The sequence below is a fragment of the Labrys miyagiensis genome, from assembly GCF_030160835.1.
GTDB lineage: Bacteria > Pseudomonadota > Alphaproteobacteria > Rhizobiales > Labraceae > Labrys > Labrys miyagiensis.
Map to the genome: position 1 here is coordinate 464,111 of NZ_BSPC01000005.1, position 12,258 is coordinate 476,368.

Below are 12,258 nucleotides of genomic sequence, written 5' to 3' on the forward strand. Positions count from 1 at the left end.
ACACGGGACCGTATCCAGAACTGTGCCTACTCCTCACGCGGTCCCGGATCTGCGAAGCGTCACTTCGTGCCGCCACTCACAGGCGAAGCCTGTGAGGATACGTCCGGGATGACCCGAGATCCCAGCATGCTTTCCCTCGCCACCATCCTCACCTTCACCGCTGTCGCTGTCGGCATGGTGCTGACGCCCGGCCCGAACATGGCCTATCTGGTTTCGCGCTCGATCTGCCAGGGGCGCCTGGCCGGGCTGATCTCGCTGGGCGGCGTGGTCACGGGCTTTCTCGTCTACATGCTGCTCACGGCCTTCGGTATTACGGCGCTGCTGCTGGCCGTGCCGGTCGCCTATGACGTGCTGCGCCTCGCCGGTGCCGCCTACCTCGCCTGGATGGCCTGGCAGGCGTTGAAGCCCGGCGGCCGCTCGCCCTTCGAGGTGCGCGAACTCAAGCCGGATTCGCCGCGCCGGCTCTTTGGCATGGGCCTGTTCACCAGTCTGCTGAACCCGAAGATCGCGGCGCTCTATCTGTCGCTGCTGCCGCAATTCGTCGATCACGGCGGCAATGTGCTCGGCCAGACCCTGCAGCTCGGCCTGATCCAGATCGCCACCAGCGCCTTCTTCAACGCGCTCTTCGTGGTAATGGCGGGCACGATCTCGGCCTTCCTCGCCGGCCGTCCGCTCTGGACCACGGTGCAGCGCTGGCTGATGGGTACGGTGCTGATGGGGCTGGCGGCACGCATGGCGCTGGACACGGCGCGGCGGTAACGCTGGAGTGCGAATACCTGTCTCCCCCTTTAGTCTTGTGGCATGAAGTAATACTATATGCTACAAATCTTGCTATTGAGGGAGATCTTCCATGCAGGGTGTCGAACGTTTGAGCATCACGCTTCCGGCCGAAATGGCGCGTTTGATTCGTGCCAAGGTCGAGGAGGGTCGCTATGCTTCAAACAGCGAAGTGATCAGGGAAGCCATGCGTTCCTGGCAAGAAAGGGAACAGGCGCGAGAAGAAAGACTTGCAGCCATTCGCGCCAAGATCGATGAAGCCGATAATGATCCCCGTCCCTCTTTGAGCGGGGCGGAAGTTGATCGGCACTTCGAGGAGAGGTTGAGGCGGTCTTTGGCAACTCGCAAAGATCATGCTTGAGTTGATCTACCGGCCTGCGGCGATCGCGGATCTCGATTCCATTTACGATGCCATCGAACAGGATAGCCCACGACGAGCTGCGAGTTATGTCGCCGACATCAGAGCCAGGTGTCGTTCCTTGTGTGAGCATCCAATGCTCGGGCCGTCTCGCAGCGAGATAAGGCAGGACCTGCGTATTCTTCCGATGTTCGGCAAGGTCGTTGTCTGTTATCGCATTGTCGGGCAGACCGTTGTCATCGGTCGGGTTCTCTCCGGTGGTCGCGATTTCAATGCCGTCATGCAGGACGATGACGGGTTCTGAGCGGCCCACAAGGTAATTGCCAGCGCAGGGCAGAACCTGGGATCAATTTGGCCAACGGAAATCATCCGCTCGGCCCTCGCGGGCCGGCAGGCTCCCGCCCTGCTGCAGCACCTTGGTCACGCTTGGATCGGCGCTGCCCGTCGATTTTGTAGCCGCGCCGCCCAGCAATGCGCCGCCCGGCGTGGTCTCATAGGCGTCGAGCGGCAGCACCGGGCCGTATTCCGGCTTCTCCGGCGCCGGCGTTTCGCCAGGTGCATCCGTTGTCGGCTCGGCCACGGGAGCCGTGGCGATCACCGGGGCTGGTGGAGCGTCACCCAGCACGCGCCTGAGGTCGCCTTCCAGGAAATGTGCGGCGATGCGGGCGCCCTCGTCCGAGAAATGCACGCCATCAGGCCGGCGCAGGCGGGCGGGCTGGCCATCGAGGCCGGTGCCGCTGGCGGCGTAGCTGCCGTCGCCATTCACGAAGCCGTCCCAGATATCGACATAGATGCCGCCGGCTTCCGCCACCTGCTTGCGATAGAGGCTGTTGAGCCTGACCATGCCGGCGCTGAGATCGTCGCTGCGCATCGGCGGCAGGCCGACCCAGAAGATCTTGATGCCTCTCGCCTTCAGCGGCGCCAGCAGGGCATCGATGCGCTTGGCATAGGCTGTCTCCCATTCCTCCGACTGCGGATCGAGCCTTGTGTCGCCGTCACGGATGGTCTGGCGGTCGTTGGAGCCGACCAGCACCACCACCGCATCGATCTGTGCGTTGGCGGCGAGGAGATCGGCCACCGCCTTGTTCCAGTCGTAGAAATCCGTGCGCACCAGGCCGGTATCGGCCTTGGCATCATCGGCGATGGCGATGTCGGGCCGGTCGTCGAGCACGTCGGTCAACCCCTTGGCGAGTTGGTCGGCCAGCGAATCGCCGATGACATGCACGAAGAGGGAAGGCGGGACGGTGGGCGCCAGCACGGGGGCGATGGGCTTCGGCATCGAGAAAGGCGAGGCGCGCACCTTGGTTCGCCGCACCGGCGCCGGGCGCGCATTGTTGGCGCGGACCCTGTCCTGCATCTCGTTATATTGCCGCAGCGCCTCGCCCGGCGTGTCGCCGCCACTGCGCGCATGCACGGCAAGCTGCGCCAGGCCGAAGGCGGCCAAAGCGAGGAGAGCGAGGAGGAGGAAGCGCTTCGTCAAGGTCTTGCCGGATCAGGCCGTTTTGCGAAACCCTATCATAGCCTATTTCGCTTCGCTCAGCTTCTGCAGCACGGCGGGCGTGGGATAGCCGTCCGCAACAAGTCCGGCCTTGGCCTGCCAACTGCGCAGGGCCGTGCGCGCCGAAGGGCCGATCTTGCCGTCGATGGTGTCGATGGGATAGCCGAGCGCCTTCAATTTCGTCTGCATCGCGCTGATCTGGCTGTGGTTGAGCGTCGTCTCTTGCGCCGGCCAGCTGCCCTTGAGAGCGTCGATGCCGCGAATGCGGTCGGCGAGCAGGCCCACTGACAGCGTGTAGGAATCGGAGATGTTGTAGGTCTTGATCGCCCAGTAGTTCTGGAAGATCAGGAAGGCCGGACCCTTGGCGCCGGCCGGCAGGAACAGCCAGGCCTTGTCCGCGCCCGGCAGCTTCTGGCCGTCCACACGCATGACGCCGAGCTTGGCCCAGGCTGAGGCCGGGCCGCCGTCATGGTCGTTGATGGCGGTGAAATCGAACTTTGCCGGCAGCTTCACCTCATAGCCCCAGCGCTTACCGGCGTCCCAGTCATGCTGCTTGAGGTAGTTGGCGATGGAGCCGATGACATCCGGCTCGTCTTCCCAGACGTCGCGCTTGCCGTCGCCGTCCATGTCCACGGCATATTTCAGAAAGCTGGACGGCATGAACTGCACCTGGCCGAGCGCACCGGCCCAGGAGCCGGTCATGCCACGGGGCGTGATGTCGTGCTCCTGCAGGATATTGAGGGCGGCGATCAACTCGTCGCGGAAGAGCTCGGGGCGTTTGGTGGTGCAGCAGGCGAGAGTGGCGAGCGAGCGGATGATGTCGGAATCGCCCGGCGAGGCACCGTAATTGCTCTCCAGCGACCAGATCGCCAGGATGACATAGCGGTCCACGCCATATTGGGCCTCTGCCTTGTCGAGCCAGGATTTCCAGCGCTGCGCCATCGCCTTGCCCTGGGCGATGCGGTTGGCGGTCAGGCGGCCATCGATATAGGCGTGAATGGTCTGGTTGAACTCGGGCTGCGTCCCGGCAAGCGCGATCACCTTGGGATCGACCTCCAGCCCCGCGAAAGCGGCATCGAAGATCTCGCGCGAGACGCCGGCCTCCTTGGCGCGCGGCCAGAGATGCGTGATGAAATTCAGGTAGTTGTCGGCGCGGGCCGGCGTGGCCGACAGAACAAGGACCGGAAGGGCCGAGAGGCACAGGCAGACCGCCATGATGAACATGCGCGGAGGTTTTGCCGTCATTGCGAGCGCAGCGAAGCAATCCAGGTGCCCGAAGGTTGCGGCGGTGGTCCTGGATTGCTTCGCTGCGCTCGCAATGACGGCGCTATCGGCGGGCGATGGGTTCACACGTGGCATTGGCGCCTCCTCGAATCCTGATACCATGACGTTCATCTTTTTTGTGATAAACACCGCCGTGAGATGCAAATTGCAAAGAGGCAAGGTTTGAACAAGGCTCATGGCGCGGTGAAGGCGGCGGTCCCTGTCAATTCGGCGCGGTCCTCGGCCCTGCGCACGATCGAAACCGAGAGGGCCGGGCTGGAAGCGATGAGCGAGGCGCTTGCCGGCGACCTCGGTACGGCCTTTGCCGCCGTGGTGGATCGCATCGGCGGCCTGAAGGGCCGGGTGATCGTCTCCGGCATGGGCAAGTCGGGCCATATCGGCAAGAAGATCGCCGCCACCTTTGCCTCCACCGGCACGCCCGCCTTTTTCGTGCATCCGAGCGAGGCAAGCCATGGCGATCTCGGCATGATCACCACCGATGACGCCGTCATCGCTCTCTCCTGGTCGGGAGAGACGCGCGAATTCGGCGACATCATCGACTATGCCACCCGCTTCAACGTCCCGCTGATCGCCGTGACCTCGGCGCCCTCTTCCACCTTGGCCAAGGCCGCCGATCACTGCCTCATCCTGCCCAAGGTCAAGGAGGCCTGCCCGAACGGCCAGGCGCCGACCACCTCCTCGGTGATGATCCTGGCGCTGGGTGATGCACTCGCCATGGCCATGCTGGAATGGCGCGGCTTCACGGCCGAGGATTTCCGCGTCTTCCATCCTGGCGGCAAGCTCGGCGCGGCGCTGAAATTCGTGCGCGACGTCATGCGTACCGGCGATGCCATGCCGCTGGTGCTGGCGGGCTCGCCCATGCCGGAGGTCATCCGCGAGATGTCGAGCAAGGGTATCGGCAGCGTCGGCGTGATCGATGCGGCCGGTGCCCTGGTCGGCATCGTCACCGATGGCGACCTGCGCCGCCATATCGCCGACGATCTCATGGCCAAGCGCGTCGACGACATCATGTCCCGTTCGCCCCGGGTGATCCGCACCGACGCCTTGGTGAGCGAGGCGATGGAGATCCTGGACTCCAGGCGTATCACCGTGCTGTTCGCCATGGAGAATGACCGCCCGGTCGGCGTCGTCCATATGCTCGACCTGATCAACACCGGCCTCGTTTGAGCACTGCCCATGCCCTCCGCCTGATCGCCGAGAGCCTTGCCTGCGAGCGGGGCGGGCGGCTCGTGTTCGAGGATATCGGCTTCAGCGCGGGAGCGGGCGAACTCGTGGCCGTGATCGGGCGCAACGGCGCCGGCAAGTCGAGCCTGCTGCGCGTGGTGGCCGGCCTGGTGCCGAAGACGTCAGGCACGCTAAGCCTCGAAGGTGGCGAGGCCGAGAAGAGCGCTCCCGAACACATGTATTATTGCGGCCATAGCGATGCCCTCAAGCCCTCGCTGAGCGTGCGCGAGAATCTGAGCTTCTGGCGCTCCTATTACGGCGATATCAGGCTCGACATCGCGGAGGCGCTCGATCTCTTTGCCATCGAGCATCTCGCTGATCTGCCGGCCGCCTATCTCTCGGCGGGGCAGAAGCGCCGGCTTTCGCTCTGCCGCCTCTTCGTCTCCTGGCGCCCGGTCTGGCTGCTGGACGAGCCGACCTCGGCCCTCGACGTGGCGACGCAGGCGCGCCTCGCCGAGCTGATGCGCAAGCATCTCGACGAAGGCGGGATTATCCTCGCCGCCACCCATGGCGATCTCGGCCTCCCGCCGAGCCAGACCCTTACCATCGGTGGCGCATGAGCGCGCTCGGCGCCCTCTTCGTGCGGGACGTCCGGCTGGCCGTGCGCTCGGGCGGCGGCGCGCCCGTCGGCGTGATCTTCTTCCTCGCTGTGGTCACGGTGATCCCCTTCGGCGTCGGCCCCGACCTCAATCTGCTCGCCCGCATCGGTCCCGCCGTGCTCTGGCTCGGCGCGCTGCTCGCCACCCTGCTCGGGCTCGACCGCCTGTTCCAGGCCGACCTCGACGACGGGTCGCTCGACCTCCTCCATCTCGGCGGCACGCCGCTGGAGCTGGCCGTGGCGGTGAAGGCGCTGGCCCACTGGGTTACCACCGGCCTGCCTCTGGTGATCGCGGCGCCCCTGCTGGCGTTGTTCGTCAACGTGCCCGGCCATGGCATCGCCCCGCTGAGCCTGACCCTGCTGGTCGGCACGCCGGCGCTCACCTTCCTCGGCGCCATCGGCGCGGCGCTCACCGTGGCGCTTCGCCGCGGCGGCATGCTGATCTCGATCCTGATCTTGCCGCTGACCATCCCGGTGCTGATCTTCGGCGTGGCGGCGGCGACGGCAGCGATCACCGGCCCCATGCCCTTCCTGCCGCCCTTTCTCCTGCTGTGTGCCATGACGCTGTTTTCGATCGTGCTGGGCACGGTGGCGGCCGCCTGGGCGCTGCGGTTCGGGCTGGAATGACCTGGGAGCGCGGACTCCCAGTCCGCTCTTGGAAACGACGACCCTTGAGAACAAGGCCGTACCTCAATCTCGTCCGTCTTCGTTTCAAGAGCGGACTGGAAGTCCGCGCTCCCAGAATCTGTTCCCTCCGTCATTGTTTCGCCGCCTCAGCGCGGGTAAAACAGCGTCCATGTGGAAATTCACCAACCCGACCGTGTTCCTGGGCCTCGCCGCGCGCCTGCTGCCGTGGCTGATGGCCGTTACCGCGCTGCTGTTCGTGGCCGGGCTCTATGGCGTCGCCATGGCGCCGGACGACTACCAGCAGGGCGCCACGGTGAAGATCATGTATATACACGTGCCCAGCGCCTGGCTCGCCATGGCGGGCTGGGGTGTGATGTCGCTGTCCGCACTCGGCGTGCTGGTCTGGCGCCATCCCTTGGCCGAGGTAGCGATGAAGGCGGCGATGCCGATCGGCGCGGCCTTCACCTTGCTCTGCCTCGTCACCGGCTCGCTCTGGGGCCAGCCGATGTGGGGCACCTGGTGGGTGTGGGACGCCAGGCTCACCTCGGTGCTGGTGCTCTTCCTGATGTATCTGGCGCTGCTGGCGCTCTGGCAGTCGATCGAGGACCCCGGCAAGGCGGCGCGCATCTGCGCCGTGCTGGTGCTGGTGGGCGCCGTCAACATACCCATCATCAAATTCTCGGTGGAGTGGTGGAACACGCTGCACCAGGGCGCCTCGGTCTTCCGTATCGGCGGCTCGACCATCTATTCCTGGATGATGCTGTGGCCGTTGCTGGACATGGCGCTCGCCTTCACCTTCCTGTTCGCCACGCTCCACGTGATGGCTGTTCGCAATGAGATCCTGCGCCGGCGCATTCGCACCATGCGTCTGATGGCTGCGGCCGGCGTGACCGGTGCCGTGTCGCCTGCCGTGCCGGCGGAGGCCTGAGATGGTGATCCTCGGCATGGACCTCGGCACCCATTGGGCCTTCATCGTCTGGGCCTATGCGGCGGCGCTGGTGGTGATCGTCTCCCTCATCGTCTGGGTGCTGGCCGACTACCGCCTGCAGCGCAAGACCCTCGCCGATCTTGAAGCACGCGGCCTGCGTCGGCGGTCGCGCCAAGGTTCACCTCCGGGCAAGGAGGCGGCGTGAGCAACAGCCAGACCTTGCCGCCGGCCCCGCGCCGCCGCGCGCTCGTCTTGATTCCCTTGATTGTCTTCGCAGCGCTGGCGGGCCTCTTCCTGTACCAGCTTCGGGACGGCGGCGATCCCTCCACCTTGCCCTCGGCGTTGATCGGCAAGCCGGTGCCGGAGATGAAGCTGCCGCCTCTCGTCGAGCTCACGCGCGACGGCAAGCCGGTGCCGGGCCTTGCCACCGCTGATTTCAAGGCCGGCGGCGTCACCGTGGTGAATGTCTTCGCCTCCTGGTGCGCGCCTTGCCAGGAAGAGCATCCGGAGCTGATGAAATTCGCCGCCATGAAGAAGGCGCGGCTGGTTGGGATCGACTACAAGGATGATCCGGACAACGCCCGCCGCTTCCTCGGCACCTTCGGCAGCCCCTATGACGCCGTGGGCGTCGACGCCAATGGCCGCTCGGCCATCGACTGGGGCGTCTATGGCGTGCCCGAGACCTTCATCGTCAACGGCAAGGGCGAGATCGTCGACAAGATCGTCGGCCCGCTCGATGACGACAAGCTGGCGAACAAGCTCCTGCCCGCCATCGAAGGCGCATCGAAATAAAGGCCCGATATGACCGACCGCTCCAAGCTTCCCTACCGGCCCTGCGCGGGTGCGGTCCTGTTCAACGCGGCCGGCAAGGTCTTCATCGGCCGCCGCCGCAGCAAGGAAGGCCAGCCGAACAAGCCGACGCTGGAATGGCAGATGCCGCAGGGCGGTATCGACGAGGGCGAGGATCCCTATGGGGCGGCGGTACGCGAACTCCACGAGGAAACCAATGTGCGCTCCATCGCGCTGCTGGCCGAGGCGCCGGAGTGGTATTCCTACGACCTGCCGCCGGAGGCGGTAGGCGGTGGCTGGACCGCTCGTTATCGCGGCCAGACCCAGAAATGGTATGCCTTCCGCTTCACCGGCACCGACAGCGAGATCGACGTCGAGCATCCCGGCGGCGGCGCGAAGGCCGAGTTCGACGCTTGGCGCTGGGAGGATCTCGAAGCCCTGCCCGGCCTGATCGTGCCCTTCAAGCGCGACGTCTACAGCCAAGTCGTGGCCGCCTTCCGCCATCTTGTCGCATGAGCGAAAAACCCTATCGCCCCAATGTCGGCATCGCCCTGTTCAATGCGCAGGGCCTGGTGCTGGTCGGCCGCGCGGAGACCTCGGGCCCAGAGCTCATCGTGCCCGGTCATGAATGGCAGTGCCCTCAGGGCGGCATCGGCGAGGGCGAGGACATCGTCGCGGCGGCCCGGCGCGAACTGTGGGAGGAGACCAATGTCCGCTCCGCCTCATTGCTGGCGGTGACGGACGAATGGTGGCCCTATGATTTCCCGCCCTATGACGGCCCACCGCACAAGCTCTCGCCCTTCCGCGGCCAGAAGCAGCGCTGGGCCGCCTTCCGCTTCGAGGGGCAGGACAGCGAGATCGATGTCGTCAACCTTCCCACCGGCGAGCCGCAGGAGTTCTTCGGTTGGCGTTGGGAAAGCCTGGCCCGCCTGCCTGACCTGGTGACGCCGCACAAGCGGCCATCCTATGAGCGCATGGCCAGGGCCTTCGTTGCGCTGGTATAATTTTACAGTTTCATGAAACAGCAATAATCCCGCCGCTTGCCTTGCTGAGGCCATCGTGCTGCGTGAACATGCTCCCCTCGTCGCAACTGTGTCGTCTCGCAAGGGCGTGCGGCCTGTAATCGGGCTCCGCAGTTCCCATATAAGATTTTTGCGCGGAGGCGCCCTATTCATGTTTCGAAGTGTTGCCCCCTATGATTATACCGTCGGCATCGACCGTGCTGATATTGATTTCATGGGCCACGTCAACAATGCCAGCTATCTCAAATGGGTGCAGGCGGCGATCATCAGCCATTGGGAGCGCCTGGCGCCGGCCGATGCGATCGCGCGTCTGTCCTGGGTCGCCCTCAAGCATGAGATCACCTATCGCAAGCCGGCTTTCCTGGATGATCATGTGATCGCAACCGTCATCCTGGAGAAGGTCCACGGCGCCCGGGCGTTCTATGAGATCATCATCAAGCGCGGCGAGGAGGTGCTTGCCGAGGTGAAGTCGAGCTGGTGCTGTCTCGATGCGGAGACCCATCGTCCGGCGCGCGTCTCGAAGTCCATCATCGATCATTTCATTCGGAAGGCGGGAGGCTGAGGTCTTCGCTCAATCGAACGCGGCTTCAAGGCCTCCCTTCCTGGGCGGGAAAAGCTGGTCGCGCAGGCGAGCAGGGCGCCGACGACGATCAGCAGCACCCACCAGCACCAGGGTCAGTGTCGACAGCACCGGCGTGGCATAGCCGTAAATTGAACGCAGATGCCATGGCGACGTGGAAATCCCGGCCGCCGGGCCGATATCCTGCCGAACGGTGGCGTAAATTACCCATCATACAAAGGCGTGTGGCATGGGGCTTTTGGCCGAAGCGCCTGTTGCGCGAGCTTGATAGCAAGGCCTTTGCAAAACAGGCAGAGGCAACATGCACACAGATTTTTCGCTCGGGAGGTCCGGGCATTCCATGGATATCCCGATCTCCCCGGACACCGTAACCCTTGGTGGGGCCTTGGCCAGAGCGGGAGCCAATGCCAGACGTTTCGATGTTGTCGTCATCGGCGTTGGACAGGCCGGGCTGTCGGTCGGCCATTATCTGGCGTCGCGCGGCGTAGATCTTATCATCCTTGATGGTGCCAGCCGCATCGGCGACAGCTGGAGAGCGAGGTGGGACTCGCTTCGTCTGTTCTCGCCCGCCCATTTCGATGGCCTGCCTGGCATGGCTTTTCCAGGGGGAAAGGAGCATTTCCCTTCGAAGGACCAGATGGCGGATTATCTGGAGGCCTACGCGGAACGCTTCCGCTTGCCGGTACAGTTGGGCACCAAGGTCGATCGCATCTACAAGGGCGGCGATGGTTATGTCGTGAGGGCGGGGCCTACGCTTTATCAGGCCGCCCATGTCGTCATTGCCATGTCAGGCTATAGGGAGCCGAAGATCCCGGCCTTTGCCAGGCAGCTTTCACCTGACATCACGCAACTGCATTCGAGTGACTATCGCAATCCCTCGCAATTGCGCAGCGGCAATGTCCTGATCGTCGGCGCGGGAAATTCGGGATCCGAGATCGCCATGGAACTGGCAAAGGCCGGGCATCACGTCATTCTATCGGGGCGCAACACAGGCCATGTGCCGTTCAGGATCGAGACGGCGCTGGCCCGGCACGTGCTGGTGCGCATCCTGTTCCGCCTGGTGTTTCATCGCGTCCTCACAGTCCGGACGCGCCTTGGGCGCAAGGTGCGGCCGAGGATTGTCGCCGGCGGCGGCCCCCTCATCAGGGTCAAGCCTGTTGATCTCCACCGCGTGGGCGTCGAACGCGTGGCCCGGACCATCGGCGTCGTGGACGGCATGCCTGTCCTGGAGGGCATGGGCCGCCTGCAGGTCGACAATGTCGTGTGGTGCACCGGCTTCAGACATGACCTGTCTTGGATCGAGCGCCCGATCTTTGGCGACGACGGCCGTCCCATGCATTATCGCGGCGTCGCGGAAGGTGAGCCGGGCCTCTATTTCGTCGGGCTGCCGTTTCTCTATGCGATGTCGTCGGCAATGATTCACGGGGTCGGGCGCGACGCGCGCTACATCGCCGATATGATCGTGGCGCGTCTGAAGTCTCGCAGCGCCTAAAGCAAAATGCGTTCAGGTAGGAGCGGATTTCCAAACTAGCGCATTGGCATCAAAGCATTTTGCGATTCTTGGTGATTCGATCTGAAGGCAAGACGCGCTAGCTGTGGAGCCTCAAGAGGTTGTCCTCGGACAGGCCGAGTCTGCTGATAGGAGTTTGAGATTTTATGCCGCCGTGTGGGCGATGCCAATTATATCGATGCAGCCAGATTGGGAGCTCTTGGGCGCGGCGTAGTGAGGTTGGATAGGCCTGAGCATAAGCCCACTCCCTGAGGGCGGTCTGGATGAAGCGCTCGGCTTTGCCGTTGGTTTTGGGGGTGTAGGGCCTGGTGCGAATGTGCTTGATGCCCAGATCCGTGCAGGCATGGCGGAAGGCAAAGGCCTTATAGCAACTGCCGTTGTCGGTCATGACACGGGTGACGGTGATGCCGAGGCTTTTGTAATAGGCCACGGCCGCTTTGAGGAAAGACACGGCGCTGTCGGCCTTCTGGTCGGGCTTGATCTGGGCGAAGGCGAGGCGGGAATAGTCGTCGATGCAGACATGGACGAATTCCCAGCCGACGCCGCGGCTGTTGCTCTGACCGGTGCGATCGCCGGTGATCCGGTGGCCGATCTTCTCGAAACGACCAAGCTTCTTGATATCGATGTGGATCATCTCGCCGGCGCTGGCCCGTTCATAGCGGCGAACGGGTTCGGCGGGCTCCAGATCACGCATCCGGTTCAGTCTCAGCCGCCGCAGGATACGGCTGACGGTGGCGGGGCAAACGCCCACTTGCGCCGCGATGTGCTTGCCGGTGTGGCGCTGACGGCGCAAGGCCTCGACGGCCGCGCAGGTGGCTCGCGTTGTTTGGCTCGGCGATGAAAGGGGTTTTGAGGACCGATCACGCAGGCCCGCCACGCCGTCCCTGCAGAAGTGCTCGACCCATTTGGCAACCGTCTTCGGCGTGGTTTGATACAGGCGCGCTACCACCGCCTTGCTCAACCCCCCATCCACCACCGCGCGCACCATAGGCTCTCGACCGCGAGGCGTCAGAAGGGCATTCTTATGGCTGTTCATCCGGTCTCTCCCTGGAAAACTGAAGCT

At 64.3% G+C, this 12,258-nt stretch carries 16 protein-coding genes; 13 read left to right on the forward strand and 3 right to left on the reverse strand.

The genetic code is table 11. The features are described 5' to 3' along the window. Nucleotides 1-126 precede the first annotated feature (126 nt). The 3 genes from QQL24_RS02865 (at nucleotide 127) to QQL24_RS02875 (ending at nucleotide 1,439) form a co-directional block, all read left to right on the forward strand. A complete protein-coding gene (locus QQL24_RS02865; RefSeq protein ID WP_284310620.1) occupies nucleotides 127-759 on the forward strand; it encodes a LysE family translocator in 633 nt (210 codons plus the stop codon). Nucleotides 760-850: 91 nt separating this feature from the next. After that, nucleotides 851-1,138 carry a type II toxin-antitoxin system ParD family antitoxin gene (locus QQL24_RS02870; RefSeq protein ID WP_284310368.1) on the forward strand — a complete coding sequence of 96 codons (288 nt, stop codon included), beginning with the start codon at nucleotides 851-853 and terminating at the stop codon, nucleotides 1,136-1,138. Beyond that, on the forward strand, nucleotides 1,131-1,439 hold the full coding sequence (locus QQL24_RS02875; RefSeq protein WP_284310369.1) for a type II toxin-antitoxin system RelE/ParE family toxin: 309 nt from the start codon (nucleotides 1,131-1,133) through the stop codon (nucleotides 1,437-1,439). Before QQL24_RS02870 ends, QQL24_RS02875 begins: the two co-directional genes overlap by 8 nt. 42 nt (nucleotides 1,440-1,481) lie before the next feature. Here the strand turns inward: QQL24_RS02875 and QQL24_RS02880 are convergent, their stop codons facing one another. Next, complete coding sequence (locus tag QQL24_RS02880) at nucleotides 1,482-2,615, reverse strand: SGNH/GDSL hydrolase family protein (RefSeq protein WP_284310370.1); 1,134 nt, start codon at nucleotides 2,613-2,615, stop codon at nucleotides 1,482-1,484. Between the two features lie 42 nt (nucleotides 2,616-2,657). Further along, nucleotides 2,658-3,992: a lytic murein transglycosylase gene (locus QQL24_RS02885; protein ID WP_284310371.1), complete on the reverse strand. Its 1,335-nt coding sequence runs from the start codon at nucleotides 3,990-3,992 to the stop codon at nucleotides 2,658-2,660. Nucleotides 3,993-4,055: 63 nt separating this feature from the next. On the opposite strand from QQL24_RS02885, the gene QQL24_RS02890 reads away from it, so the two are divergent. From QQL24_RS02890 to QQL24_RS02935, 10 genes are all read left to right on the forward strand, one after another. Then, the gene (locus QQL24_RS02890; protein ID WP_284310372.1) at nucleotides 4,056-5,084 is read left to right on the forward strand and encodes a KpsF/GutQ family sugar-phosphate isomerase; all 1,029 of its coding nucleotides are present in this window, start codon (nucleotides 4,056-4,058) and stop codon (nucleotides 5,082-5,084) included. Continuing rightward, nucleotides 5,081-5,701 (forward strand): heme ABC exporter ATP-binding protein CcmA, encoded by a 621-nt coding sequence (gene ccmA / locus QQL24_RS02895; RefSeq protein ID WP_284310373.1) that lies wholly within the window; start codon nucleotides 5,081-5,083, stop codon nucleotides 5,699-5,701. Before QQL24_RS02890 ends, ccmA begins: the two co-directional genes overlap by 4 nt. Then, complete coding sequence (gene ccmB / locus QQL24_RS02900; protein WP_284310374.1) at nucleotides 5,698-6,366, forward strand: heme exporter protein CcmB; 669 nt, start codon at nucleotides 5,698-5,700, stop codon at nucleotides 6,364-6,366. Before ccmA ends, ccmB begins: the two co-directional genes overlap by 4 nt. Before the next feature lie 169 nt (nucleotides 6,367-6,535). Then, a complete protein-coding gene (locus tag QQL24_RS02905; protein ID WP_284310375.1) occupies nucleotides 6,536-7,294 on the forward strand; it encodes a heme ABC transporter permease in 759 nt (252 codons plus the stop codon). A 1-nt stretch (nucleotide 7,295) separates the two neighbouring features. Next, a complete protein-coding gene (gene ccmD / locus QQL24_RS02910) occupies nucleotides 7,296-7,499 on the forward strand; it encodes a heme exporter protein CcmD (protein WP_284310376.1) in 204 nt (67 codons plus the stop codon). Continuing rightward, nucleotides 7,496-8,086 (forward strand): DsbE family thiol:disulfide interchange protein, encoded by a 591-nt coding sequence (locus QQL24_RS02915; protein WP_284310377.1) that lies wholly within the window; start codon nucleotides 7,496-7,498, stop codon nucleotides 8,084-8,086. The genes ccmD and QQL24_RS02915 overlap by 4 nt, the downstream gene beginning before the upstream one ends. Nucleotides 8,087-8,095: 9 nt before the next feature. Then, the gene (locus QQL24_RS02920; protein WP_284310378.1) at nucleotides 8,096-8,599 is read left to right on the forward strand and encodes an RNA pyrophosphohydrolase; all 504 of its coding nucleotides are present in this window, start codon (nucleotides 8,096-8,098) and stop codon (nucleotides 8,597-8,599) included. After that, nucleotides 8,596-9,087, forward strand: a complete 492-nt coding sequence (locus tag QQL24_RS02925; RefSeq protein WP_284310379.1) for an RNA pyrophosphohydrolase — start codon at nucleotides 8,596-8,598, stop codon at nucleotides 9,085-9,087. Before QQL24_RS02920 ends, QQL24_RS02925 begins: the two co-directional genes overlap by 4 nt. 169 nt (nucleotides 9,088-9,256) lie before the next feature. After that, the gene (locus tag QQL24_RS02930; RefSeq protein WP_284310380.1) at nucleotides 9,257-9,667 is read left to right on the forward strand and encodes an acyl-CoA thioesterase; all 411 of its coding nucleotides are present in this window, start codon (nucleotides 9,257-9,259) and stop codon (nucleotides 9,665-9,667) included. A 358-nt stretch (nucleotides 9,668-10,025) separates the two neighbouring features. Further along, complete coding sequence (locus QQL24_RS02935) at nucleotides 10,026-11,177, forward strand: flavin-containing monooxygenase (protein WP_284310381.1); 1,152 nt, start codon at nucleotides 10,026-10,028, stop codon at nucleotides 11,175-11,177. 97 nt (nucleotides 11,178-11,274) lie between these two features. Here the strand turns inward: QQL24_RS02935 and QQL24_RS02940 are convergent, their stop codons facing one another. Beyond that, nucleotides 11,275-12,231 carry an IS481 family transposase gene (locus QQL24_RS02940; RefSeq protein WP_284310382.1) on the reverse strand — a complete coding sequence of 319 codons (957 nt, stop codon included), beginning with the start codon at nucleotides 12,229-12,231 and terminating at the stop codon, nucleotides 11,275-11,277. Between the last annotated feature and the right edge of the window lie 27 nt (nucleotides 12,232-12,258).